A 25,819-nucleotide genomic window follows, 5' to 3' on the forward strand; every position below is an offset into this window, starting at 1 on the left:
TCTCGTGTTACGCCGTACGACCAGGGCAGGACGTGGCGCTGTTGGGGTGGTTTCCGATGGAAGAGACTACGGGATGTCCCGCAGTCACTCCCCGCGGGTCTTCTTGATGATCTCCTCGGCAACGGCCTTGGGGACCTCTGCGTAGGAGTCGAACTCCATGGAGAAGCTCGCGCGACCCTGCGTCTTGGAGCGCAGGTCGCCGACGTAGCCGAACATCTCGGACAGCGGGACGAGGCCCTTGACGACCTTGGCACCGCTGATGTCCTCCATGCCCTGGATCTGGCCACGGCGGGAGTTGATGTCACCGATGACGTCGCCCATGTAGTCCTCGGGCGTACGGACCTCGACGGCCATCATCGGCTCGAGCAGGACGGGGTCCGCCTGCCTGATGGCCTCCTTGAGGACCATCGAGCCGGCGATCTTGAACGCCATCTCCGAGGAGTCGACGTCGTGGTAGGCGCCGTCGTTCAGGGTCGCCTTGATGCCCACGAGGGGGTACCCGGCGAGCACGCCGTACTGCATGGCGTCCTGGATACCGGCGTCGACCGACGGGATGTACTCACGCGGGACGCGACCACCGGTGACACCGTTGACGAACTCGTACATCGAGCCGTCCTCGGTCTCGCCCAGGGGCTCGAAGCTGACCTGGACCTTGGCGAACTGACCCGAGCCACCGGTCTGCTTCTTGTGCGTGTAGTCGTACTTGAGCACGGCGCGGCGGATCGTCTCGCGGTAGGCCACCTGCGGCTTGCCGACGTTGGCCTCGACCTTGAACTCGCGCTTCATGCGGTCCACGAGGATGTCGAGGTGCAGCTCGCCCATGCCGGCGATGATCGTCTGGCCGGTGTCCTCGTCGTGGTGGACCTGGAAGGTCGGGTCCTCGGCCGAGAGCTTCTGGATGGCCGTGCCGAGCTTCTCCTGGTCGCCCTTGGTCTTGGGCTCGATGGCGACCTGGATGACGGGGTCCGGGAAGGTCATCGACTCGAGCACGATCTGCTCGTTGATGTCCGACAGCGTGTCGCCGGTCGTCGTGTCCTTGAGGCCGATGGCCGCGTAGATGTGGCCGGCGAGGGCCTCCTCCACGGGGTTCTCCTTGTTGGCGTGCATCTGGAAGAGCTTCCCGATGCGCTCCTTGCGGCCCTTGGTCGAGTTGATGACGCTCGTGCCCGAGCTGATGTGGCCCGAGTAGACGCGGATGAAGGTCAGCGTGCCGAAGAACGGGTGCGTCGCGACCTTGAACGCCAGCGCGGAGAAGGGCTCCTCGGTGGACGGCGCACGGGTCAGCTCGACGGCCTCGTCGCCCGGCTTGTGACCGATCATCGGCGGCACGTCGAGCGGCGACGGGAGGTAGTCGACGACGGCGTCGAGCATCGGCTGGACGCCGCGGTTCTTGAACGCGGAGCCACAGAAGACCGGGTAGAGCTCGGAGTTGACCGTGAGCTTGCGGATGCCGGCCTTGAGCTCCTCGGGGGTCAGCTCCTCGCCACCGAGGTACTTCTCCATGAGCTCGTCGTCGGACTCGGCGACGCGCTCGACGAGGGCCATGCGGTACTCCTCGGCCTTCGCCTGGAGGTCGGCAGGGATCTCGGCGATCTCGTACTTGGCACCCATGGTCACGTCGCCCTTGGCGTCGCCGGGCCACACGAGGGCACGCATGTAGACGAGGTCGATGACACCGAGGAAGTCGTTCTCGGCACCGATCGGCAGCTGCATGACGAGCGGCTCCGCACCGAGGCGGTCCTTGATGGTCGCCACGGTGAAGTAGAAGTCGGCGCCGAGCTTGTCCATCTTGTTGACGAAGCAGATGCGCGGCACGTCGTACTTGTCGGCCTGACGCCACACCGTCTCGGACTGCGGCTCGACACCCTCCTTGCCGTCGAACACCGCGACGGCACCGTCGAGGACGCGCAGCGAGCGCTCGACCTCGACCGTGAAGTCCACGTGTCCGGGGGTGTCGATGATGTTGATCTGGGTGCCCTCCCAGAAGGAGGTCACGGCGGCAGACGTGATCGTGATGCCGCGCTCCTTCTCCTGCTCCATCCAGTCGGTCGTCGACGCACCGTCGTGGGTCTCACCGATCTTGTGGTTGACACCGGTGTAGAAGAGGATGCGCTCCGTCACCGTGGTCTTGCCAGCGTCGATGTGCGCCATGATGCCGATGTTGCGGACCTTGTTGAGGTCCGTCAGGACGTCGAGTGCCACGTCAGGTTTCTCGTCTCATTCGTCGTGGGGTGAAAATCGTGGGCGCCGTGGGCCACGTCATGTGACGGGCGGGCGCGTGCCCGGCGGTATGCCGTGGAGCGAGCTCCCCGGCATACCGACCGGACCGCTGGGTCACCAGCGGTAGTGCGCGAAGGCCTTGTTGGACTCGGCCATCTTGTGCGTGTCCTCGCGGCGCTTGACAGCGGCACCGAGGCCGTTGCTCGCGTCGAGGATCTCGTTCATGAGGCGCTCGGTCATCGTCTTCTCGCGACGCTGCCGCGAGTAGCCGACGAGCCAGCGCAGGGCGAGCGTGGTCGAGCGGTTCGGCTTGACCTCGATCGGCACCTGGTAGGTCGCGCCACCGACGCGACGGCTCTTGACCTCCATGGCCGGCTTGACGTTGTCGAGCGCACGCTTGAGCGTGGCGACGGGGTCGGTGCCGGTCTTCTGGCGAGCACCCTCGAGGGCGCCGTAGACGATCATCTCAGCGATCGACTTCTTGCCGTCGAGGAGGATCTTGTTGACGAGCTGCGTGACGAGCGGGCTCTGGTAGACCGGGTCGACGACGAGCGGGCGCTTCGGAGCGGGTCCCTTACGAGGCATCAGCTCTTCTCCTTCTTCGCGCCGTAACGGCTACGAGCCTGCTTGCGGTTCTTGACACCCTGGGTGTCGAGCGTGCCGCGGACGATCTTGTAACGCACACCCGGGAGGTCCTTCACACGACCACCACGCACGAGCACGATCGAGTGCTCCTGCAGGTTGTGGCCGACGCCGGGGATGTAGGCCGTGACCTCGATGCCCGAGCTGAGGCGCACGCGGGCGACCTTGCGGAGGGCAGAGTTCGGCTTCTTGGGGGTGGTGGTGTACACGCGGGTGCAGACACCGCGGCGCTGGGGCGAACCCTTGAGCGCCGGGGTCTTGGCCTTGCTGGCCTTGTCCTGGCGGCCCTTGCGGACCAGCTGGTTGATGGTAGGCAACCTGGTTACTCCATAACGTTGCTCGTGGTCAGTCGCCCTGGCGGGCGACTCCTTGACTGTTCGGCCCCTCGACCCCCGAGGTCGGGTGTGTCGGAACCGGTACTTCCCCCTGCACTCCCCTGCTTCACGACGGCCGGGAGGCCGTCGGTGGGAAGGGTTGCCCGGCGAAAGGTGTGCTCTGGACCGCAGTGATGTCACGTCCCGCGGTGAGCGGGCGGACAGGGCACCGAGGCCGTCATCGCGCATGCCTGATTACGTGCCTCAGACACAGTGTTCAAGCGTACCGGGGCGCGGCACGCCGACCAAATCGGTTAGACCGGCCCCTACGGGGCCGATGCGGTATGCCGTCCGGCGCGCACCCCGCCACGGCACCGACGCGCCCGGTCAGCCCAGACGCCAGTCACCGGCGTACATGTGCAGCACGGGCACGCCGAGGGCCTCCCGGGCCCGGGAGGCCCAGTCGGTGTGGAAGGTGTCCTCGACGGCGTGCGGCTCGGTGACGACGACGACCTCGAGGGCGCCGAGGCGGGCCACCTCCTCGACGAGCGTCGGCATGGGGTCGTCGGCGGTGATCTCGCCGGTCGCCACGACGTCGTGGCCCCCGAACTCAGCCAGCGTCGTCGACAACGCGGCGTCGGCATCGGTGTGGGCCTCGCTCCGGTCCACCGGGCGCAGCGACTCGAGCGCCTCTCGCATCTCGAAGAGGCTGAGGTGGTTGAGGAAGGAGCTGAGCAGGTTGCGCTCCGTGTCGGCGGGGACGAGGACCCGGTAGGTCGGCGCCTCGTCCTCGTGCAGCCCGATGATCTTGTCGACGTCGACGGGCTTGAGCGCCTCCTCGGTGAGCACGATGATCGTCGGTGCGGGACCGCTGTCGCTCTCGTCCGTGCGACGGTCGGCCGGCCCGGCAGCGGGCTCCGCGGCAGACTCGACACCAGGCGCGTCGGTGGTGGGCTCGGTCGCCGCGGGCTCGGCGGTCTCGGGCGCGTTCGGCACGTCGGCCGTGGGCTCGGTCATGCGACCACCCTACCGAGGCAGCAGGTCTCACGGCTCAGCGGTTGGTCATGCGCCAGCGCGCGAGCAGCACGCCGAGACGGTCCTCGACCGGCCGCGGCGAGGTGACGGAGTAGCTGCTCATCATGACGAAGACGTAGCGGCGGCCGTCCGAGCCCGTGACATGGCCAGCGAGAGACGTGACGCGGGTCAGGCTCCCGTTCTTGGCGCGCAGGTTGCCCGCAGCCGCGGTGCCCCGCATGCGGCTCGCCAGGGTCCCGCCGGTCCACCGGGCCGGGTCGGCCCCCGCGACCGGCAGCGCGGCACGGAAGATGGGCCACCACGACGTGCGCTGGACCTTGTCGAGGAGGCTCGCGAGCTGGGGGGTCAGGCGGTCGGCCCGGGCGAGTCCCGAGCCGTCGACGAACCGCAGTCCCGCGGTGGGGAACCGATGCGAGACGCGTAGTCGCGCAGTACCTTCGTGCCGTCCGCCCAGCTGCCCGGACGCCCCGACCGGGCCGCGAGGGTCTTCGTGATGGCCTCAGCGTGGCCGTTGTTGCTCAGCTTGAGGAACGGCACGAGCAGCTGCCCCAGGGTCATCGACGTGTGCCGCGCCAGCAGCGCCTGACCGGCCGGCGTCCTGCCGCGCACGACGGTCCCGTCGACCTGGATGCCAGCGGCCACGAGCCGCGCGCGCAGCGCACGCGCGGTCATGAGGGCGGGGTCGTCGACGGTGACCCACTTCTTGGCGGCCGAGTGCTCGAGCGGCACCTGACCGGAGACCGTCAGCGTGTTGGTGCCGACCGTTCGGGCGACCGAGATCGTGGTCGCCGACCCGGTGGCGGAGGTAGGCGACCTGTAGACCAGGCGCACGTGCGAGGCCGCGGACGCCGGCGTCACGGTGAGCCGCGGCGCGCTGGCGGTGCTCGTGCCGGGCGTCGCGGTGACGATGACGGCGCCGGCGTCGTAGTCGGTGTCCGGGGCCAGCGTCAGGGCCGACACCTGCGCGGCGTAGTAGCTCGACGCGTACGACGTCGGCCAGTAGGGGTTGTAACGCACCTCGTCGAAGGCGGACGCGTCGCCGACGACGTCACCCGTGACCCGCGTGATCCCCTTGGCCCTCAGTGCGCTCGACGTGCGCCGTCGAGGCCGTCACGCTCGGGTCGGTCATGAGCCGGCCCACCGCGCGGCGCAGGGCGGCGTCGCGCGCGGAGTAGACGGTGGCGCCGGAACCCGCCCGTCCCGGATACGCCGAGGGCCGGCTCCCCTGTCAGGGAGCCGGCCCAGCGGCATACGTGGTGGTCGTCGTCCGCCGCTCGCGGGGCGGACGAGACCGGTCAGAACTGGTCGAGACCGAGAGCCTCGTCGTCGAGACGGATGGCCTCGCCGGTGCCCGAACCGAAGCCTGCGTAGTCGTAGGCGTCGTAGTTCGGCAGCGAGTACATCGCGGCCTTGGCTTCCTCGGTGGGCTCGACCTTGACGTTCCGGTAGCGGGGCAGACCCGTGCCGGCAGGGATGAGCTTTCCGAGGATGACGTTCTCCTTGAGGCCGAGCAGCGGGTCGGACTTGGCCTCCATGGCGGCCTGCGTGAGCACGCGGGTCGTCTCCTGGAAGGACGCGGCCGACAGCCACGACTCGGTCGCGAGCGAGGCCTTGGTGATGCCCATGAGCTCGGGACGACCGGCGGCCGGACGCCCACCCTCGGCCATGACCTTGCGGTTCTCCTCCTCGAAGCGACCACGCTCGGCGAGCTCGCCGGGCAGTAGGTCGGCGTCGCCGGCCTCGATGATCGTCACGCGACGCAGCATCTGTCGGACGATGACCTCGATGTGCTTGTCGTGGATCGACACACCCTGCTGACGGTAGACCCGCTGCACCTCGTCGACGAGGTGCTTCTGGGCGGCACGCGGGCCGAGGATGCGAAGGACCTGCTTCGGGTCGATCGCGCCCTGGACGAGCTTGTCACCCACGGTCACGTGGTCACCGTCGCCGACGAGCAGGCGCGAACGCTTGCTCACCGGGTAGGCGTGCTGCTCGGAGCCGTCGTCCGGCGTGAGCAGGACGCGACGCGCCTTGTCGGTGTCCTCGATCTCGACGCGGCCGGTGGCCTCGGCAATCGGGGCGACACCCTTGGGCGTCCGCGCCTCGAAGAGCTCGACGACACGCGGCAGACCCTGGGTGATGTCGTCGGCCGCGGCCGCACCACCGGTGTGGAAGGTACGCATCGTCAGCTGCGTGCCGGGCTCACCGATCGACTGGGCCGCGATGATGCCGACGGCCTCGCCGATGTCGACGAGCTTGCCCGTCGCGAGCGACCGGCCGTAGCAGGCCGCACACGTGCCGACCTTGCTGTCGCAGGTGAGGACCGAACGGATCCGGACCTCGTCGACACCCGCCGCGTAGAGCGCGTCGATGACGACGTCACCGAGGTCGATGCCGGCCACGGCGAGCGTCTCGCCGTCGACGACCACGTCCTCGGCCAGCGTGCGGGCGTAGACCGAGGCCTCGACGACCTCGCTCGGCGACCGGGTGCCCGTGGTCTCGTTGACCTGGGCGATCGGCAGCTTGAGGCCGCGCTCGGTGCCACAGTCGTCCTCACGGATGATGACGTCCTGCGACACGTCGACGAGACGACGCGTGAGGTAGCCCGAGTCGGCGGTACGAAGAGCCGTGTCGGCCAGACCCTTACGGGCACCGTGCGTCGAGATGAAGAACTCGAGCACCGTGAGGCCCTCACGGAAGTTCGCCTTGATCGGGCGCGGGATGATCTCGCCCTTCGGGTTGGCCATGAGGCCACGCATGCCGGCGATCTGACGGATCTGGAACCAGTTACCACCAGCACCCGAGGACACCATCCGGTAGATGGGGTTCGTGCGCGGGAAGTTGGTCTCCATCTCCTTGGCGACCTGGTTGGACGCCTGCGTCCAGATCTCGACGAGCTCCTGACGACGCTCGTCGTCGGTGATGAGACCGCGCTCGTACTGCGTCTGGACCTTGGCGGCCTTCGTCTCGTAGCCCTCGAGGATCGCCGTCTTGTTGTCCGGCGTCGTGACGTCGGAGATGGCGACGGTGCAGCCCGAGCGGGTGGACCAGTGGAAACCGGCCTCCTTCAGGGCGTCGAGGGACGCGGCGACCTGGACCTTGGAGTAGCGCTCCGCGAGGTCGTTGACGATCGCCGAGAGGCGCTTGCGGTCGACCGGGCGGTTCTCGAACGGGTAGTCGAGCGGCAGCGTGTCGTTGAAGATCGCGCGGCCGAGCGTCGTCTCGAGCGTGATGCTCTTGACGATGCCGTCCTCGCCGGCCTCGACACCCTCGGGCAGCTCGAAGCCGGCCGGGGGCACCGCGTCCGTCAGGCGCAGCTTGATCGCCGAACCGAGCAGGATCTCGCCACGGTCGAAGGCCATGCGGGCCTCCGAGGGGGACGAGAACGCGCGACCTGCACCGATGCCGCCACCGTCGACCGCGTCGGTCAGGTGGTAGATGCCGGTGATCATGTCCTGGGTCGGCATGGTCACGGGGCGACCGTCAGCCGGCTTGAGGATGTTGTTGCTCGACAGCATGAGGATGCGGGCCTCGGCCTGCGCCTCTGCCGACAGCGGCACGTGGACGGCCATCTGGTCACCGTCGAAGTCGGCGTTGAAGGCCGAGCAGACGAGCGGGTGGATCTGGATGGCCTTGCCCTCGACGAGCTGCGGCTCGAACGCCTGGATGCCGAGACGGTGCAGCGTGGGTGCGCGGTTGAGCAGCACCGGGTGCTCCGTGATGACCTCTTCGAGGACGTCCCACACGACCGGGCGAGCACGCTCGACCATGCGCTTGGCCGACTTGATGTTCTGCGCGTGGTCGAGGTCGACCAGACGCTTCATCACGAACGGCTTGAAGAGCTCGAGCGCCATCTGCTTGGGCAGACCGCACTGGTGCAGCTTCAGCTGCGGGCCGACGACGATGACCGAACGGCCGGAGTAGTCGACGCGCTTGCCGAGCAGGTTCTGGCGGAAACGACCCTGCTTGCCCTTGAGCATGTCGGACAGCGACTTGAGCGGCCGGTTGCCGGGGCCCGTGACCGGGCGACCACGACGGCCGTTGTCGAAGAGGCTGTCGACGGCCTCCTGGAGCATGCGCTTCTCGTTGTTGACGATGATCTCGGGGGCACCGAGGTCGAGCAGGCGCTTCAGGCGGTTGTTGCGGTTGATGACGCGACGGTAGAGGTCGTTGAGGTCCGAGGTCGCGAAGCGGCCACCGTCGAGCTGCACCATGGGGCGCAGGTCCGGGGGGATGACCGGGATCGCGTCGAGGACCATGCCCGACGGGTGGTTCGTCGTCATCTGGAAGGCGTTGACGACCTTGAGGCGCTTGATCGCACGGGTCTTCTTCTGGCCCTTGCCGGTGGCGATGATCTCCTGGAGGAGGTCCGCCTCGGCGTCGAGGTCGAAGGACTCGAGGCGCTTCTGGATCGCCGCGGCGCCCATGCCGCCCTCGAAGTACAGACCGAAGCGGTCACGCATCTCGCGGTAGAGGATCTCGTCGCCCTCGAGGTCCTGGACCTTGAGGTTCTTGAAGCGGTCCCAGACCTGCTCGAGGCGCTCGACCTGCTGGTCGGCACGCTTGCGGATGTTGTTCATCTCGCGCTCGGCCTGGTCGCGGACCTTGCGCTTCGCGTCGGCCTTGGCACCCTCGGCCTCGAGCTCGGCGACGTTGCGCTCGAGCAGCTGCGCGCGCGACTCGACGTCGGCGTCGCGGCGGTTCTCGATCTCCTTCTTCTCGACCTGGATCTGCGCCTCGAGCGACGGCAGGTCAGCGTGACGCTGGTCCTCGTCGACGGACGTGATCATGTAGGCCGCGAAGTAGATGACCTTCTCGAGGTCCTTCGGGGCGAGGTCGAGCAGGTAGCCGAGGCGGCTCGGGACACCCTTGAAGTACCAGATGTGGGTGACGGGGGCGGCGAGCTCGATGTGGCCCATCCGCTCACGCCGCACCTTGGCGCGCGTGACCTCGACGCCACAGCGCTCACAGATGATGCCCTTGAAGCGGACACGCTTGTACTTGCCGCAGTTGCACTCCCAGTCCCGGGTGGGGCCGAAGATGCGCTCGCAGAACAGGCCCTCCTTCTCGGGCTTGAGCGTGCGGTAGTTGATGGTCTCCGGCTTCTTGACCTCGCCGTGGCTCCACTGGCGGATGGATTCCGCGGTGGCGAGGCCGATGCGCAGCTCGTCGAAGAAGTTGACGTCGAGCACGTGGTTCCTTCTCTCGTAACTCTCGTTAAGTCTTTGGTCTGAGTGGTGTTCGTTGACGAGGGGGCGTATGCCGCTGAGCGGGCCCAGCGGCATACGCACCGCTTGTCGTTAGGGGGCCTTCTCAGACCTCTTCGACGCTGGACGGCTCACGCCGGCTCAGGTCGATGCCGAGCTCCTCCGCCGCGCGGAAGACCTCCTCGTCGGACTCCTTCATCTCGATCGTCGTCCCGTCGCTGCTCAGGACCTCGACGTTGAGACACAGGGACTGCATCTCCTTGAGGAGGACCTTGAACGACTCCGGGATGCCCGAGTCGGGGATGTTCTCGCCCTTGACGATGGCCTCGTAGACCTTCACGCGGCCGGGAACGTCGTCCGACTTGATCGTCAGCAGCTCCTGGAGCGTGTAGGCGGCGCCGTACGCCTCGAGGGCCCAGACCTCCATCTCACCGAAGCGCTGGCCACCGAACTGGGCCTTACCGCCGAGCGGCTGCTGGGTGATCATCGAGTAGGGACCCGTCGAACGAGCGTGGATCTTGTCGTCGACGAGGTGGTGGAGCTTGAGGATGTACATGTAGCCGACCGCGACGGGCTCCGGGAACGGCTCGCCGGAGCGGCCGTCGAAGAGGCGCGTCTTGCCCGAGGCATCGATGAGGCGGACCCCGTCGCGCGTCTTGAGCGTCGAGTCGAGCAGACCCGTGACGACGTCCTCGGAGGCACCGTCGAAGACCGGCGTCGCCACGCGCGTGCCCGCAGGGGCCTCGTGCGCGTCGGGCGCGATCTCCTTGGCCCACTCCGGGCTGCCCTCGATCTTCCAGCCGCGCGAGGCGGCCCAGCCGAGGTGCAGCTCGAGGATCTGGCCGAGGTTCATACGACGGGGAACACCGTGCGGGTTGAGCACGACGTCGACCGGCGTGCCGTCCTCGAGGAAGGGCATGTCCTCGACCGGGAGGATCTTGGAGATGACGCCCTTGTTGCCGTGGCGGCCGGCGAGCTTGTCACCGTCGGTGATCTTGCGCTTGTTGGCCACGTAGACGCGGACGAGCTGGTTGACGCCGGGCGGCAGGTCGTCGCCCAGGTCGGCACGGAACTCCTTGACGCCGATGACCGTGCCGGTCTCGCCGTGGGGCACCTTGAGCGACGTGTCGCGGACCTCGCGGGCCTTCTCACCGAAGATGGCGCGCAGCAGGCGCTCCTCCGGCGTCAGCTCGGTCTCGCCCTTGGGCGTGACCTTGCCGACGAGCAGGTCGCCGTCACGGACCTCGGCGCCGACGCGGATGATGCCGCGCTCGTCGAGGTCGGCGAGGACCTCCTCGGAGACGTTCGGGATGTCCCGGGTGATCTCCTCGGGGCCGAGCTTCGTGTCGCGGGCGTCGACCTCGTGCTCCTCGATGTGGATCGAGGAGAGGACGTCGTCCTGGACGAGACGCTGGCTGAGGATGATCGCGTCCTCGTAGTTGTGGCCCTCCCACGACATGAACGCCACGAGCAGGTTGCGCCCGAGCGCCATCTCGCCACCCTCGGTCGCGGGACCGTCGGCGATGACGCCACCGGCCTCGAGACGGTCGCCCTCGTTGACGACGACGACCTGGTTGTAGCTCGTGCCCTGGTTGGAGCGCGCGAACTTGGCGATGCGGTACGTCTGGTACGTGCCGTCGTCGTTGGCGACGGTGACGAGGTCGGCCGACACCTCCTGGACGACACCGGCCTTCTCGGCACGGACGACGTCGCCCGAGTCGAGGGCGGCGCGGAACTCCATGCCGGTACCGACGATGGGCGCCTCGCTCTTGACGAGCGGGACGGCCTGACGCTGCATGTTGGCGCCCATGAGGGCACGGTTGGCGTCGTCGTGCTCGAGGAACGGGATCATCGCGGTCGCGGCCGAGACCATCTGGCGCGGTGAGACGTCCATGTAGTCGACCTCGTCGCCGGGGACGAGCTCGACCTCTCCACCCTTGGTGCGCACGAGCACGCGGTCCTCGGTGAAGTTGTTCTGCTTGTCGAGCGGCGCGTTGGCCTGGGCGACGACGTAGCGGTCCTCCTCGTCGGCGGACAGGTAGTCGACGTCGTCGGTCACGTGACCGCCGGTGACCTTGCGGTACGGCGTCTCGATGAAGCCGAACGCGTTGATGCGACCGTAGGACGCGAGCGAGCCGATGAGGCCGATGTTCGGGCCTTCCGGCGTCTCGATCGGGCACATGCGGCCGTAGTGCGACGGGTGGACGTCACGGACCTCCATCTGGGCGCGGTCACGGGAGATACCACCCGGGCCGAGCGCGGACAGACGACGCTTGTGCGTCAGACCCGCGAGCGGGTTGTTCTGGTCCATGAACTGCGAGAGCTGCGACGTGCCGAAGAACTCCTTGATCGAGGCCACCACGGGGCGGATGTTGATCAGGGTCTGCGGGGTGATCGCCTCGACGTCCTGCGTCGTCATGCGCTCGCGGACGACACGCTCCATGCGCGACAGGCCCGTGCGGACCTGGTTCTGGATGAGCTCGCCGACGGAGCGGAGGCGACGGTTGCCGAAGTGGTCGATGTCGTCGACCTCGACGCGGACGTCGATCTCCTCGGCGTTCTTGACGCCCTTCATCGAGTCCTGGCCGTCGTGCAGCGTGACGATGAACTTGATCGTCTTGACGATGTCGTCGATCGACAGGGTCGAGTCGTTGATCGAGGCGTCGAGACCGAGCTTCTTGTTCACCTTGTAGCGGCCGACCTTGGCGAGGTCGTAGCGCTTGCCGTTGAAGTAGAGGTTGTCGAGCAGGGTCTGCGCGGCCTCCTTGGTCGGCGGCTCGCCCGGGCGCAGCTTACGGTAGATGTCGAGCAGCGCGTCGTCCTGGCCCTGGGTGTGGTCCTTCTCCAGGGTGAGGCGCATCGACTCGAACTCGCCGAACTCCTCGAGGATCTGGGCCTCGGTCCAGCCGAGGGCCTTGAGGAGGACGGTGACCGACTGCTTGCGCTTGCGGTCGACGCGGACGCCGACCATGTCGCGCTTGTCGATCTCGAACTCGAGCCAGGCGCCGCGGCTCGGGATGATCTTGGCCGTGTAGATGTCCTTGTCGGACGTCTTGTCGGGCGTGCGCTCGAAGTAGACGCCCGGGCTGCGGACGAGCTGCGAGACGACGACACGCTCGGTGCCGTTGATGATGAAGGTGCCGCGCTCGGTCATGAGCGGGAAGTCGCCCATGAAGACCGTCTGGCTCTTGATCTCACCCGTCTGGGCGTTCATGAACTCGGCGGTGACGAAGAGCGGTGCGTCGTACGTCTGGTCGCGCTCCTTGCACGACTCGATCGTCTTGCGGGTCTCCTCGAAGCGGTGGTCGCGGAACGACAGCGACATCGAGCCGCTGAAGTCCTCGATCGGGGAGATCTCCTCGAAGATCTCCTCGAGCCCGGACCGGTCCGGGACGTCGGTGCGTCCCTCGGCCTTGGCCGCGGCGACGCGAGCCTGCCAGCGCTCGTTGCCGAGCAGCCAGTCGAAGCTCTCCGTCTGAAGCGCCAGGAGGTCGGGGACCTCGAGTGGTTCGCGAATCTTCGCGAAGGACAGACGCCCCGAAGGGGTCTGTGCGGTGGACATGTTCGTCGCAGTACGCGAGGCAGCCAAGGAGGGTCCTTCCACGGGCCTTTTTCGAATCTTCAGATCCGCGTTGCCGCATGGCTCCGCTCGCGGGTCCCGAGGTCATACCGGATGCCGGATGGCATGGTGTTGGGCCTGACCGAGGTCGCGAAGGGTGGGCATGGGCAGCGCAAAGGCCTAGCCTACCGGTAAAGGGCAGGAGTGTCCAGCCGGGTCAAGGGACGGAGATCGTCTCCCGAGGTGCCCACCCGGTCTCGAACGACCGGGCGCCCTCGACGTGACCTGCCACGCCCCCCGGACCGGGAGCTCGCGATGCGAACGCGACGAATATGGCCCTCCGCGGGCCGGACGTCAAGACCCTCGCCCTCGCAGGCGCGTCGCGACACGCCGCCGAGGACCGCCCGGAACCCCGCTGACCTGCACGAACACGGCGGCGGCGGGCCTCGTTGAGGACCGTCGGGACGGCCCCCGCCCTAGCATGGAGCACGCCAGAGATCCGTTGACGTCTCCTTCCGAGAGGGAAGCCATGTCCGATCCGAACCCGCCCGAGCAACCGTCCTTCAACCAGCCCGCCGGGAGCGACCCCACCACGCCGATCCCGAGCAGCCAGCCCGCCTCGCCCGGACCGGGGGCACCTGGCGCACCCGGCGCCGCCGGCGCACCTGTGGGCGGCAGCACGCCTCCCCCGCCGCCGCCCGTGGCTCCGACGGGTGGACCGAGCGGGATGTCGAGCATCCCCGACCCCACGCGGGAAGGGGCCGGCTTCTTCACGGCTCTCTTCGACTTCAGCTTCACGAACTTCGTCACGCCGATCCTCGTGCGCTTCGTCTACCTGCTGGCGACCGTCGCGCTCGTCGCGAGCTGGCTCATCTTCGTCTTCGCCGGCTTCGCCAACAGCGTCGGGACCGGTCTCGCCGCGCTCATCCTCGGTCCGATCTTCGTGATCATCTACCTCGCCGTCATCCGCATGACCCTCGAGTTCTACCTGTCGGTCGTCCGGATGAGCGAGGACATCCACAAGCGCCTCCCCCAGGCCTGACCGCCCGGGCGACGCCCGTACCACCACGTCGAGTGGGCACGTCCCTGTGGGGGACGTGCCCACTCGGCGTTCCGGGGCTCCCGTCGGACGGGAGTGTGCGCCCGCCTCAGAGGGAGGGCTGCTGCTGGGTGATGCAGTGGATGCCGCCGCCACGGTCGAAGAGCGGCCGCGCGTCGACGCCGACCACCCGTCGGCCCGGGTACGCGTCGGCGAGGACACCGAGGGACGCGTCGTCCTGCTCGTCCCCGAAGGTGCAGGCGATGACGCCGTCGTTGACGACGAGGTGGTTGATGTAGGACCAGTCGACGGGCCCCTCGGCGTCGGCCAGGGTGCGCGGAGCCGGCACGCCGACGACCTCGAAACGCTCGCCACGAGCGTCCCGCGCCTCCTCGAGGAGCTCGCGCAGGGTGCGCGACACCGCGTGGTCGGGGTGGGAGGGGTCCCGCTGCTCGTGGAGCAGCACGACGCCCGGGCTCGCGATGGTGGCCACGATGTCGACGTGGCCCCGGGTGCCGAACTCGTCGTAGTCGCGGGTCAGGCCCTGCGGCAGCCAGATGCATGTCGTGGCGCCGATGGTGCGGGCGAGCTCCGCCTCCACGTCGCTGCGCGCCAGCCCCGGGTTGCGGCCCGGGTCGAGCTGGACGGTCTCGGTGAGCAGCACCGTGCCCAGCCCGTCGACGTGGATGCCCCCGCCCTCGTTGACGAGGGACGAGCCGACGACCTCGGCCCCGGACAGGCCGCCGACGAAGGCACCGATCCGGGCGTCGTGCTCCCACGTGGCCCAGGACTGCGCGCCCCAGCCGTTGAAGACCCAGTCGACCGCCCCGAGCCGCGAGCCGTCGGCCGAGCGGACGAAGGTCGGGCCGATGTCGCGCATCCACGCGTCGTCGAGGGCGGCCGGGACGAGCTCGACGTCGGGGTGCAGGTGGCCGGCGGCCACCTCGAGGTCGGCGGGGACGACGACCATGCGCACGGGCTCGAACTCGACGACCGCGTTGGCGACCGCGGCCCACGTGCGACGCGCCGCGGCCACCTCCTCGGTGGTCTCGCCGAGCGTGTAGCCCTGGCTCGGCCACGCCATCCACGTGCGGTCGTGCCGGGCCGTCTCGGACGGCATCATCCAGCCGGGCGCTGCCCCACCGGCCTCCGCCGCAGAAGCGTCGGTCACGGCGGTGTCGGTCACGGCGTCACCTCGCGACGGTGCTCCTCGCGCACGGGGGCGGTCAGGGCGGCATACGAGTCGGGACGACGGGTGGCGAGGAAGGGGAAGAGCTCGAGCCAGTCGCGACGCTGCGCCAGGTCGAGGTCGGCGACGAGGACGGCGGCCTCGTCGCGGGGGGCCTGGACGAGGACGCGGCCGTACGGGTCGGAGATGAACGAGCTGCCGTAGAAGGTGATGAGCCCCTCCGTGCCGAAACGGTTGGGCACGACCATGAAGAGGCCGTTGGCGATGCCGTTGCCGACGATGACCTGCTGCCACAGCGGCTGGGTGTCGAAGTCCGGGTGGTCGGGCTCGGAGCCGATCGCCGTGGGGTAGCAGAGCACCTCGGCGCCGCCGAGCGAGTAGAGACGGGCGACCTCGGGGAACCACTCGTCCCAGCAGGTCGGCAGGCCGAGCTTGAGCGACGGGTCGCCCAGTGCCACAACCGGATACGCATCCTCGGACGGGCCCGGACGGAAGTACTTGTCCTCGTAGTAGCCGGCCGTGACGGGGATGTGGGTCTTGCGGGTGCGGGCCACGACCTCCCCGCTCGGGGCCACGACGACCGCGGTGTTGAAGCCGAGCCCGTCGCCCTCGTCGGCGCGCTCGTAGAGAGAGGCGTGGACGTGGACGTCGAAGTCACGGGCCGCGTCGCGGGCGAAGGTCACCGTGGGGCCCGTCTCGAGGTCCTCGGCCGTCGCGGACGGGGTGCCCTCGGGCAGGGTGTCGGCCGGGTAGCGCGACAAGGTCAGCTCGGGCAGGAACACGATGGTGGCGCCGGCCTCGGCGGCCGTACGGATGCCGTCGCGGAGGGTCTCGACGAGGGCCGCGGGGTCGTCGACCCACTCGTGCTGCACGACGCCGACGCGCACGGGCGTGGCCTCCGGCTGGTCGACGCGGGCGAGGGACTCTGGGACGCCATTGGCCTGGATGAGCTTCACAGCGTGCAGTATGCCGCAGCGCCCAGCGGGCGGTCCGGGCCACGACTCACGGCGCCCGTCAGCGTCACCGCCCGGGGTGCAGCGTCCGGCGCGCCGCCGTGGGCCGCTCGGTCCCGGGCGACCTCTCGGGCGCCCGGGACCTTCCCCCCTCGTTCCCCCGTCAGAAGGCGGACAGCTCGCTGACGAGCCAGCGGTCGCCCACCTTCCGCATCGTGGCGATGACCCGGTTCTGGTCGATCGCCGGTGCCTGCTGGGCCTTGGTGGTCGTGGCCTGGTTGACGAACGCCATGACCCGCACGGTCGTCCCCTCGCCGCCGTCGCCGTCGGCGTCCATGACGCCTGCGTCGTAGACCTTGGCCTGGACGGTGGCGTCGTTCTTGACGGCCATCGGCTTGATGTCGGTGGCGGCGACTTTGGTGAACTGGTCCTTGAAGGGGGCGGTCAGCTGCGGGGTGACCTCCCCGATGTGCTTGTCGAACGCGGAGCCGCTGTAGCTGAGCAGGCTCTCCAGAGTGGTCCGCGCCGAACCCACCGCGGCCGTCCGGTCGGTGTCGGACACCCCGGGGCGCAGGCCGTAGACGAGCGAGGCCGCGAGCAGGGCGAGCGCCAGGGTGGCGCCGATGGCGGACGCCCAGAGTCCGGCAGTGCCGCGCGAGCGCGAGGCGTCCTCTGTCTGCGCGTCGTCTGCGTCCACTTCCTGTGCGCCGGTCGGGCCTACCTGGCGCTCGACGACCACTGCCTCGCGGTCGCCGGTGCTGGTGGTGGTGGTCGTGCCGGCGGTGTCACCTGCGGAGGGACCACCACGGCTCTCGTCGGTGGTGGACGAGCCCCGGTCGAGGACGATCGTCGAGGTCGCAGGGGCTCCGGCGCCGGAGGACCGGCGGCGGGCACCTGCCACGCGCCTGCGCGAGCTCGCGGCGGACGAGGCCGACGCTGCGAGGGGACGGCGGGGATCAGCTGACGAAGTCAAGGGTGCTCACCTTCCAGGCGTCGCCGACCTTCACGAGGTCGAGCCGGAGCCGGTACGTCTTCTTCTCGGCCTTGGGGGTCGAGGCGTTCGAGGTCGGCGCGACGACCCCGACGATGACCTTGGCCGAGTCGTCGTCGCCCGACACGAGCGAGGCCTCGGCCCGCTCGACGGTCGAGACGGTCTTGTTGGCGGTGACGACGGGCTTGAGCTGGGCCAGCGTGGAGGCGTACTCCTTGCGGAAGGCCCCGGTCGAGTCGTCGAGGACGCGCTGGGTGTCGGCGTCGAACGTCGTGGCGTTCATCGTCACGAAGTTGACGGCGATCTGCCGCCCGGCGGCGAGGGCAGCGGCGCGGTTGTCGGCCTCGCGCTGCTGCTGCCACGCGGTGCGCCCCAACGTCGCCGTGACGGCGACCGCCGCGAGCAGCAGCACGGCCGTGACGATCCACAGCAGGCGCGGGGTGGGGCGCCACGTGCGGACACCCCTAAGGCCCGCACGTGGCGCGTCGGGGGGACCGGAGCCAACCGCGGCCTCAGCGGGGTCGTGAGGCTCGTGGCGCTCGTCGAGCTCATCGGGCTCGCGGTCGGTGGAGCTCTCGGGCGACCGCTGCGATCGCGGCGGTCGCTCGGTCTCCGAGCGGGTGGTGACCATCGTCATCGAGGGGATTCCTTCCGTCACCGGCTAGCGGAGCGCCTCCTGCATCATCCAGAGCCAGCTCGTGCCGTTGTCGGTCCGTTCGTCGCCACCGGCCGGAGCGACCGGCGACTGGACTGACAACGACTCAGGGCTGCCGGAGGTCACGGCCCGGTTGCCGAGGGCGACCGGGGTCGCCCCGAAGGACATCGGGTAGCTCTGCCCGCTCTGCCCCCCTCGGGTGGGTTTGGGGGCGTTCTGGGCCCCGCGCACGTTGACGCCCGAGCCGCGAGAAGCCGCGCAGTGCGCGTCGAGGTTGACGGGCGGCAGGCCCGTCGTGCGGTGCGGGTCGACCTTCGTCGTGCCCTCGTAGCCGGCCTCGCACGCCTTGGGGTCGTCGACGTTGAGCACGAGCCCGAAGTGCGCGGTGCCGTCGCCGGGCACGACGCTGAAGCCACCCGTCACGACGTCGGGGTAGGTGACGAGGAGCTGCTCGATGCCGTCGAGCCGGGCCGTCGTCACGTTGCCGATGGTGATGAAGTTGGCGAGGAGCGCAGCCAGGCTCTGCTTGTTCTCCGAGATGAGGGCATCGAGCTGTTCGACCGCGACGGACCCTCGGTCGAGGACGACGCGCAGGTCGGGGTCGGCCTGACGGAGCGCGTCGGCGACGTTCGCGAAGCCGGACACGCTGGTGCGGATGTCGTCGCCGCTCTTGACCTGCGTGTCGAGGACGATCCGTCCGTCGTCGATGAGACGGGTCGTCTCGGGGAGCGCCTCGGAGGCGGCCGCGGTCAGGGCGTCACCCGAGTCGATGAGCCGCTGCAGGTCGGAGCCACCACCCTTGAACGCCTCGGCCAGCTCGTCGACCGTCGTCACGAGGGCGTCGCGCGGCACCGACGACACCGTGTCGTCGACGTGCTGGAGCAGCTGGTCGATACGGAGCGGGAACGCGGTCCGGTCGCGCGGGATGACGTCACCGGCGGCGAGGTAGGGCGCCCGAGGCGTGCGGGGCTGGAGGTCGAGGTACTGCTCCCCCACCGCCGAGCGGTTCTCGACGACGGCCCTGGTGTCCTTGGGGACCTCCGTGCCGCGGTCGAGGCGCGCGTCGACGACGACGCCGTCGCCCGCCAGGCGCATCCCGTCGACCTTCCCGACCGTGACGCCTCGGTAGGTGACCTCGGCGCCGACGAAGATGCCACCCGACTGGGCGAGGTCGGCGGACACGACGTAGCTGCCGCCGGCGATCTTGTCGGTGAGACCGACGTAGTTGGCCGACAGGATCGCGACGAGGGTGATGGACAGCAGGGCGAAGGCGGCCAGCTGGAGTCGGACGGTGCGGGTGATCATCGGGCGCCTCCCGTGGGGAAGAGCGTGGACCACGACGCCGCGTCGGCGGTGCCGGCTCCCGAGCCGGGCCGGCTTGAGCCGAGCAGGCCGCCCGGCAGCGTCGTCGGCAGGGGCACCCCGGGCACCGAGGGCACGGTGACGCTCGGCAGCGGGACCGAGGGCAGCGGGACCGAGGGCAGCGGCACCGACGGCAGTGGCACGGAGGGCAGCGGCACCCCCGGGATGCCCGGGAGGTTCGGGAGCTTCCCGACGCCGAGGTTGCCGGCGATGGTGTCGAGGTTGGTGTCGAGGGTGGCCCAGAGGTTCGTGAAGTCACCCTTGATCGTGTTCTGGGCGTTGTTGGGGAAGGGGTAGGTCAGGAGCAGCTGGTAGCTCTTCGGCAGGTCGTCACCGGCCTTGTTGAGCTGGCGCAGGATCGGGCTCACGGCCCGGAGGTTGGCCTCGAGGTCGGCGCGCGACCCTCGGATCACCCGGGTGCCGACCTCGCCGAGGTCGCGCAGCGCCGTCAGCATCGCCGTCAGCTGCCGACGCTGGTCGGCGAGGATCTTCAGGCCCTTGGGCAGCTCGTCCAGAGCCGCAGCGATCTTGGCCTGGTTCCGGGCCAGGGTCGACGAGAGCCGGTCGATGCTGTCGATGGCCCGGACGATCTCGCCCTTCTGGGCGTCGAGTCCCCCGACGAACGTGTTCAGCTGCGTGACGAGGTCCTTGACGTCGCCGGTGCGACCGCGGAGGGCGTTGTTGAGCTCGGCCTCGATGGTCTTCAGCTGTGCGACACCACCACCGTTGAGCAGCAACGACATCGCGCCGAGGACCTCCTCGACCTCGGGGTTGCGGCTCGTGCGCGACAGCGGGATGCGGTCACCCTGCCCGAGGCGGCCCTCGGCCGGCACGTCGGTGGGGGCCGCCAGCGCGACGTACTTCTCGCCGAGCAGCGAGGTCTGCTTGAGCTCGGCCGTGGCGTTGTCGGGCAGCACGACGTTGCCGGGGAGCCGCAGCCGGACCGTCGCGGTCCACCCGGTCACCTGGATGTCCTCGACGGACCCGACGGTCACCTGGTTGACCTTCACCGACGACTGCGGCACGAGGTCGAGCACGTCGGCGAACTCGGCGGTGACCGTGTAGGAGTCGTCGCCGGTACCGGCGCCACCCGGGAGCGGGAGGTCGTAGGCGCTGCAGCCCCCGAGAGCGAGGGAGGCCAGCACGACGACGGCGGACCGGCGTCGGGAACGGGAGCGGACGGCATACGTCATCGGGAGCCTCCGAGCAGTCCGCCGAGGGTGGGGTCGGCGCCACGCAGGTTGACGAGGCCGCTCGACTGCGGAGTGCCCTGCAGCGCAGTGCCGCTCGGCAGCGACGGCAGGGTGGGCAGCTTCGGCAGCAACGCCTTCTTGAGGGAGTCGCACAGCTTGGTGTTGCCGGTGTGCGTCGGGCCGGTGAGGATCGAGCACACGAGCAGCAGCGGGTCGTCGAGGCCCTTGGCGTTGTTGCGGGTGTCGAGGGTGCCGGTCTCGGGGTGGTAGGCGTTCTGGAGGTTCGACAGCGCGACCGGGGCGTTCTCGAGGAGCTGGGCCAGGGCCTGACGGTTCTTCGCGAAGGCGTTGGTGACGGTGACCGCCCGGTCGAGGTTGCTCTTGAGCAGCGCCCGGTTGTCGGAGACGAAGCCCGACACCTCGTCGACCGCGACCCCGAGGCTCTCGAGCGTCGCCTTGAGGTTCTCGCGCTCCTCGCTCAGCTGGGTCGCCACGGTCGCGAGGTCGGTGTTGAGCCGCCGCACCTGCGCGTTGTTCGTCGCGAGCATCGAGGTGAAGGACTGGAGGTTCTTCACGGTGCCGAAGAGGTCGTCGCGGCTGCCGGACAGGGTCGAGAGCGCGGTCGAGAGGTCGTGCACCGTGCCGTTGATCTTGTCGCCGTTGCCGTCGAGGTTGGCGGCAGAGGTGCGCAGCAGCTCGTTGAGAGCACCGTCCTTGTTGGCCCCGTCGGGACCGAGCGCCACCATGAGGTCGTCGAGGCTCTGCGACACACGGTCGAGCTCGACCGGAACGGCCGTGCGTTCCAAGGGGATTCGCGTCCCGGCAGCCAGGGCCGGGCCCGCCTCGTAGACGGGGAGCAGCTGGACGTAGCGGTCCGAGACGAGCGACGGCGCGACGATCGCGGCCTTGGCCGAGGCGGGAACGCGGTACTTGTCGTCGTAGCTGAAGGTGACGTGCACGTGGTCGCCCTCGGGCGTCACGGTGTCGACCTGGCCGACCTTGACCCCGAGGATGCGCACGTCGGACCCGGGGTAGAGACCGACGGCGCGCGTGAAGTCGGCGCTGACCGACGTCTGGCCCTGGCGGGGCCAGAAGACGATGCCGGCCGCGACGAGCGCGACGACGACGAGGCCGCTGACGACCTTGCCGAGCACGGTGGCGGGGCCGTGCAGCCGGCCGAACGGCATACGGGATCCTTGGCGCGCAGGCATCAGCGACCACCTCCGGAGGTGCCGGGAAGGAGCAGGTCGGGCAGCTTCGTGCCGGGCAGGGCGAGCCCGGGCGTGCCGACCGGCACGACGAGGTTGGAGACCCACGTGTCGAACCAGCGTCCGGTGCCCAGGGTGTTGGCGTAGACCCGCGTGAAGGGCGCCATCGCCTGGATCGTCTTCTGGAGGTCGGCGTCGTGCTTCTGGAGCATGGCGAGCGTCGTGTCGAGCTGGGCGAGGGCCGGCTTCAGCTGTGCCCGGTTGTCGCGCGCGAGGCCGGTCAGCTGCTTGGCGAGCGCCGAGGTGTTGCGGAAGAGCGTGCGGATGTCGTCGCGACGCTTGACGAGCTCGACCATGAGCAGGTCGGCGTCACGGATGAGCGTGCTGACCTGCTCGTTGCGGCTGCGGACGAGGCCGGTGACGCTGTTGGCCCGCTGGAGCAGCGAGCCGAGCTCGGCGTCGCGGCTCGCCACCGTGCGGGAGAGGCGTGAGAGGCCGTCGAGCGTGGCCTTGACGTACTGCGGGCTGTCCTTGAACTCCGTGGCGATGACCGTCAGGGACTTCGCGAGCTGGTCGGTGTCGATGCGCTCGGTCGTCGTCGTGAGGTCCTGGAAGGCGTTGATGACGTCGTAGGAGCTGACGGTGCGCGAGACCGGGATCTGCGCGTCGGCGTCGAGCTGGCCCTGCCCCTTGGGGTCGAGCGCGACGTACTTCTCCCCGAGGATCGTCTTCATCCGGATCGAGGCACCGGTCTGCGGGCCGAAGCTCGCGTCCTCGGTGATGGTGAAGTCGACGCGGACGTGGCCGTCCTCGAGGTCGACGCCGGTCACCTTGCCGACCTTGACCCCGGCGATGCGCACGTCGTCGTCGGGCTTGATGCCGCCGGCCTCCGAGAAGGCCGCGCTGTATGCCGTCCCGCCGCCGATGAGCGGAAGGCTGGAGGCGTTGAACGCCAGGTAGAGCACCACCGCGATGACGAGCAGGCCGATCGCACCGATCGGGACCGGGTTGCGCTCTCGGAAGGGGATGCTCATGACTCGCACCTCGCTGACGAGACGTCGTAGGAGGGGCTCACGCCCGGGAGGATCGGGCTCGAGGCGTCGAACTTGCAGAGGTAGAAGTTGAACCAGGACCCGTAGGTCGCCGTGCGCGTCAGCGTGGCGATGCGCCCCGGCGCGCCGGTGATGAAGTCCTCGAACTCCTTGACGTTGGCCGGCTTGTTGAGCGTCGTGGCCAGCGTGCGCAGCTGGGAGACGTCGTCCTTGATGAGCGGGCGCGTCGAGACGAGCAGGTCGGCGGTCTCGGCCGAGAGGGTGTTGATCCCGGACAGCGAACGGCCGATCGTCTCGCGGTCGGCCGCGAGCCCGCTCGTGAAGCGCTGGAGCTGGTCGATGAGCGAGAGCAGCTGCTGGTCGTGGGCATCGACGGTGCCGAGCACGGTGTTGAGGTTGTCGATGGTGCGGCCGATGACGGCGTCGCGGTCGGCGATGGCGGACGTGAGGCTGGCCGTCTTGGCGAGCAGGGTGTTGACGTCGCCGCCCTCCCCCTGCAACGTCTGGATGAGCAGGCCCGAGAGCTCGTTGACGTCGCTCGGCGACAGCGCGGCGAAGAGCGGCTTGAAGCCGTTGAAGAGGACGGTGAGGTCGAGCGCGGGGTGGGTGCGCGAGAGCGGGATCGTCGAGCCGTCGGCGAGCGGGGCGGGGGCGCCGGTGCCCTGGCTCAGCGCGAGGTAGCGCTGGCCGACGAGGTTGCGGTACTTGACCGTCACCTCGGTGCCCTGCGTCAGCACCGAGCTCTTGAGCACCGAGAAGTCGATCTCGGCGGTGGCGCCCTCGGACGTCGCGTCGTGGGCGACGCGGACGTCGGTGACCTCGCCGACCCTGACACCGGCGATGCGGACGTCCTGCCCGGCGATGACACCCGTCGCGTCGGTGACGACAGCCGTGTAGGTCGCCTTGGAGCCGAGCTGGATGTTGGCGATCGTCAGCGCGAGAACGCTCGTCGCGAAGAGCGTGACCGCCGCGAAGACGATGAGCTTGATGAGTGAGCCCTTGACCTTCATCGGGTGCTCACCACCGTGCCGCGCATCATCGGCCCCGCGAGCAGGGTCTGGATGCCGCTCTCGCCGCCGTCGGACGGCTGTCCGCCGTGGGCCAGCAGCGCCCCGACGACGCGCTGCTCGTCGACCGTGCCGGCGCTGCCGGAGTCGGCCGCGGAGGCGTCGCCGAGCAGTGCCTGGGGCACGGACGAGAAGGGCGTCGCGTCGCTCGCGGACTGGGTGCCGTCGTCGAAGTGGTTGCCCGCGAAGGGGTTCGCCTGTGAACCGTCGGGCGTGGGCAGGCCGTAGCAGTGGGGCCCGCGCTTGTCGTCCCAACGGGGCTCCTCACCCGGCCTGTACGGCTGTCGGGGAGGCACGACCTCGAGGGTGATGTGGAAGGTTCCGCCGGCGAAGGCCGCGTTGGCGCGCGGCAGCCAGTTGACCAGGCCCGAGGCCACGCAGGGGTAGATCGGAGAGTACTCGGCGAGCAGCTGGAGCGTCGGCTTGCTGACCTGGCCGACCTGGATGATGCGCTGCTCGTTGTCGCGCAGGAAGCCGGCCGCCTCGTTGGCGAACCCTGCGGTGCCGACGAGGAAGGCCGCGAGCTGCTGGTCCTTCTCGACGATGGTCTTGTTCGTGACGCGCAGCGACTCGGTCAGACGGAAGAAGTCGGGCGCGACGCCGGCGTAGAGGTCGGCGGTGTCGGCGAGCAGCGAGATGTCTTGTCGGATCGTGGGCATGCTGGGGTTGAGCGCCTTGAGGTAGCGGTCGACGAGCACGAGGTTGCGGCCGATCTGGTCGCCGCGGCCGTCGAGCGTGGTCGACAGCGCGTTGAGGGTGGTCGCGAGCTTGGCCGGCTGCACCGTGCGCAGCAGCGGGTAGAGGTTGTCGAGGACCGTCTCGAGCTCGATGGACACCCGGCTGCGGTCCTGCGGGATGGTGTCCCCCGCCTCGATGGGCCGGGCGTTCGACGTGGCCGTCACGAGGTCGACGTAGCGCTCGCCGAAGAGCGTCTTGGGCAGCAGCCGTGCACTGACGTTGGACGGGATCTTGGCGACCTCGTCGGGCTGAAGGGCCAGCTCCAGACGCGCTCCCGTGGGGGTGGCCTCGACGTGGCGCACCTCGCCGACGAGCAGGCCGCGCAGCTTGACGTCGGAGCTCTCCTGCAGCTGGCTGCCGAGGCGGTCGGTCTCGAGCGTGACCATGACGACGGGCGTGAAGCGCTTCTGGAAGGACGCGATGGCCAGGCCCACGAGCAGCGCCAGCACGAGGAGGAAGACGATGCCGTAGGCCTTCACGCCGATGCGCCACCGCGTCAGCTGGGTGAGCGGGCCTGGACTGGTGTCGCTCATCCGGCGATCCTCACGCTCGTCGTCGCGCCCCAGATGGCCAGGGAGAGGAAGAAGTCGACGATGTTGATGGCGACGATCGACGTGCGCACCGCGGTGCCGACGGCGACGCCGACCCCGGCCGGGCCGCCCGACGCCGTGTAGCCGTAGTAGCAGTGGATGAGGATGATGACGACCGCGAAGACCATGACCTTCGAGAACGACCAGAAGACGTCACCCGGTGGCAGGAACAGGTGGAAGTAGTGGTCGTAGGTGCCCTCCGACTGCCCGAAGTACGCCGTCGAGATGAAGCGCGTGGCGGCATACGAGCTGAGCAGCCCGAGGACGTAGAGCGGGATGACGGCGATGAAGCCGGCGATCATGCGGGTCGTGACGAGGAACGGCAGCGACGGGATGCCCATGACCTCAAGCGCGTCGACCTCCTCCGAGATGCGCATGGCGCCGAGCTGGGCGGTGAAGCCGCAGCCGACCGTGGCCGCGAGCGCCAGTCCCGCGACGAGCGGGGCGATCTCCCGGGTGTTGAGGTAGGCCGAGAAGAAGCCCGTGAAGGCCCCGGTGCCGAGCTGCTCGAGCGAGGAGTAGCCCTGCAGGCCGACCTCGGTGCCGGTGAAGAAGGCGAGGAAGGCGATGACGCCCACCGTGCCGCCGATGACCGAGAGCGCACCGGTGCCGAGGGAGACCTCGGCGAGCAGCCGGATCACCTCCTTCTTGTACCGGCGGATCGTGCGTCCGCTCCACGCGAGGGAGCGCACGTAGAAGCGCATCTGCTCGCCCAGCGAGTCGAGCGCGCGGGAGGGCCGGCTCGCGAGGTGGAGCAGCCGCTCCGAACCCGGTCGAGTCCGGTTCTGGGTCCTGGTCGCCATCG

At 69.3% G+C, this 25,819-nt stretch carries 20 protein-coding genes; 1 reads left to right on the forward strand and 19 read right to left on the reverse strand.

The genetic code is table 11. The features are described from left to right. Positions 1 to 84: 84 nt before the first annotated feature. From fusA to rpoB, 8 genes are all read right to left on the reverse strand, one after another. Positions 85 to 2,202: an elongation factor G gene (gene fusA / locus AB4Y83_RS04080; protein WP_056771105.1), complete on the reverse strand. Its 2,118-nt coding sequence runs from the start codon at positions 2,200 to 2,202 to the stop codon at positions 85 to 87. A gap of 132 nt (positions 2,203 to 2,334) precedes the next feature. Beyond that, on the reverse strand, positions 2,335 to 2,805 hold the full coding sequence (gene rpsG / locus AB4Y83_RS04085) for a 30S ribosomal protein S7 (protein WP_020143254.1): 471 nt from the start codon (positions 2,803 to 2,805) through the stop codon (positions 2,335 to 2,337). After that, positions 2,805 to 3,179 (reverse strand): 30S ribosomal protein S12, encoded by a 375-nt coding sequence (gene rpsL, locus AB4Y83_RS04090; RefSeq protein WP_020143255.1) that lies wholly within the window; start codon positions 3,177 to 3,179, stop codon positions 2,805 to 2,807. Before rpsL ends, rpsG begins: the two co-directional genes overlap by 1 nt. A gap of 384 nt (positions 3,180 to 3,563) precedes the next feature. Beyond that, positions 3,564 to 4,193: a hypothetical protein gene (locus AB4Y83_RS04095; RefSeq protein ID WP_442275211.1), complete on the reverse strand. Its 630-nt coding sequence runs from the start codon at positions 4,191 to 4,193 to the stop codon at positions 3,564 to 3,566. 34 nt (positions 4,194 to 4,227) lie between these two features. Next, entirely contained in the window at positions 4,228 to 4,665 is a 438-nt protein-coding gene (locus tag AB4Y83_RS04100; protein ID WP_442296193.1) for a D-alanyl-D-alanine carboxypeptidase, read from the reverse strand. Further along, positions 4,557 to 5,294 carry a D-alanyl-D-alanine carboxypeptidase/D-alanyl-D-alanine endopeptidase gene (gene dacB / locus AB4Y83_RS04105; RefSeq protein ID WP_442296194.1) on the reverse strand — a complete coding sequence of 246 codons (738 nt, stop codon included), beginning with the start codon at positions 5,292 to 5,294 and terminating at the stop codon, positions 4,557 to 4,559. The genes AB4Y83_RS04100 and dacB overlap by 109 nt, the downstream gene beginning before the upstream one ends. Positions 5,295 to 5,506: 212 nt before the next feature. After that, a complete protein-coding gene (locus AB4Y83_RS04110; RefSeq protein ID WP_020143258.1) occupies positions 5,507 to 9,403 on the reverse strand; it encodes a DNA-directed RNA polymerase subunit beta' in 3,897 nt (1,298 codons plus the stop codon). A gap of 121 nt (positions 9,404 to 9,524) precedes the next feature. Further along, positions 9,525 to 13,007, reverse strand: coding sequence for a DNA-directed RNA polymerase subunit beta (gene rpoB / locus AB4Y83_RS04115; RefSeq protein ID WP_056822101.1), 3,483 nt, complete (start codon positions 13,005 to 13,007; stop codon positions 9,525 to 9,527). 499 nt (positions 13,008 to 13,506) lie between these two features. On the opposite strand from rpoB, the gene AB4Y83_RS04120 reads away from it, so the two are divergent. After that, on the forward strand, positions 13,507 to 14,019 hold the full coding sequence (locus tag AB4Y83_RS04120; protein ID WP_442296091.1) for a DUF4282 domain-containing protein: 513 nt from the start codon (positions 13,507 to 13,509) through the stop codon (positions 14,017 to 14,019). 106 nt (positions 14,020 to 14,125) lie between these two features. Here the strand turns inward: AB4Y83_RS04120 and AB4Y83_RS04125 are convergent, their stop codons facing one another. The 11 genes from AB4Y83_RS04125 to AB4Y83_RS04175 form a co-directional block, all read right to left on the reverse strand. After that, positions 14,126 to 15,136: an agmatine deiminase family protein gene (locus tag AB4Y83_RS04125; protein ID WP_442275388.1), complete on the reverse strand. Its 1,011-nt coding sequence runs from the start codon at positions 15,134 to 15,136 to the stop codon at positions 14,126 to 14,128. A 62-nt stretch (positions 15,137 to 15,198) separates the two neighbouring features. Then, on the reverse strand, positions 15,199 to 16,161 hold the full coding sequence (locus AB4Y83_RS04130) for a nitrilase-related carbon-nitrogen hydrolase (RefSeq protein ID WP_056771115.1): 963 nt from the start codon (positions 16,159 to 16,161) through the stop codon (positions 15,199 to 15,201). A 160-nt stretch (positions 16,162 to 16,321) separates the two neighbouring features. After that, positions 16,322 to 17,059 (reverse strand): hypothetical protein, encoded by a 738-nt coding sequence (locus AB4Y83_RS04135; protein ID WP_442296092.1) that lies wholly within the window; start codon positions 17,057 to 17,059, stop codon positions 16,322 to 16,324. A gap of 55 nt (positions 17,060 to 17,114) precedes the next feature. Continuing rightward, complete coding sequence (locus AB4Y83_RS04140) at positions 17,115 to 17,786, reverse strand: hypothetical protein (RefSeq protein WP_442296093.1); 672 nt, start codon at positions 17,784 to 17,786, stop codon at positions 17,115 to 17,117. Positions 17,787 to 17,810: 24 nt separating this feature from the next. After that, a complete protein-coding gene (locus AB4Y83_RS04145) occupies positions 17,811 to 19,109 on the reverse strand; it encodes an MCE family protein (protein ID WP_442296094.1) in 1,299 nt (432 codons plus the stop codon). Next, positions 19,106 to 20,359 carry an MCE family protein gene (locus AB4Y83_RS04150; protein WP_442296095.1) on the reverse strand — a complete coding sequence of 418 codons (1,254 nt, stop codon included), beginning with the start codon at positions 20,357 to 20,359 and terminating at the stop codon, positions 19,106 to 19,108. The genes AB4Y83_RS04145 and AB4Y83_RS04150 overlap by 4 nt, the downstream gene beginning before the upstream one ends. Continuing rightward, the gene (locus tag AB4Y83_RS04155) at positions 20,356 to 21,570 is read right to left on the reverse strand and encodes an MCE family protein (protein WP_442296096.1); all 1,215 of its coding nucleotides are present in this window, start codon (positions 21,568 to 21,570) and stop codon (positions 20,356 to 20,358) included. The genes AB4Y83_RS04150 and AB4Y83_RS04155 overlap by 4 nt, the downstream gene beginning before the upstream one ends. Beyond that, the gene (locus AB4Y83_RS04160; protein ID WP_442296097.1) at positions 21,570 to 22,601 is read right to left on the reverse strand and encodes an MCE family protein; all 1,032 of its coding nucleotides are present in this window, start codon (positions 22,599 to 22,601) and stop codon (positions 21,570 to 21,572) included. Before AB4Y83_RS04160 ends, AB4Y83_RS04155 begins: the two co-directional genes overlap by 1 nt. Continuing rightward, the gene (locus tag AB4Y83_RS04165) at positions 22,598 to 23,629 is read right to left on the reverse strand and encodes an MCE family protein (protein ID WP_442296098.1); all 1,032 of its coding nucleotides are present in this window, start codon (positions 23,627 to 23,629) and stop codon (positions 22,598 to 22,600) included. Before AB4Y83_RS04165 ends, AB4Y83_RS04160 begins: the two co-directional genes overlap by 4 nt. Then, positions 23,626 to 24,957, reverse strand: coding sequence for an MCE family protein (locus AB4Y83_RS04170; RefSeq protein ID WP_442296099.1), 1,332 nt, complete (start codon positions 24,955 to 24,957; stop codon positions 23,626 to 23,628). The genes AB4Y83_RS04165 and AB4Y83_RS04170 overlap by 4 nt, the downstream gene beginning before the upstream one ends. Next, on the reverse strand, positions 24,954 to 25,817 hold the full coding sequence (locus AB4Y83_RS04175) for an MlaE family ABC transporter permease (protein WP_442275221.1): 864 nt from the start codon (positions 25,815 to 25,817) through the stop codon (positions 24,954 to 24,956). The genes AB4Y83_RS04170 and AB4Y83_RS04175 overlap by 4 nt, the downstream gene beginning before the upstream one ends. Between the last annotated feature and the right edge of the window lie 2 nt (positions 25,818 to 25,819).

The organism is Terrabacter sp. RAF57, from assembly GCF_052113925.1.
In the GTDB taxonomy this organism is placed as follows: Bacteria; Actinomycetota; Actinomycetes; order Actinomycetales; family Dermatophilaceae; genus Terrabacter.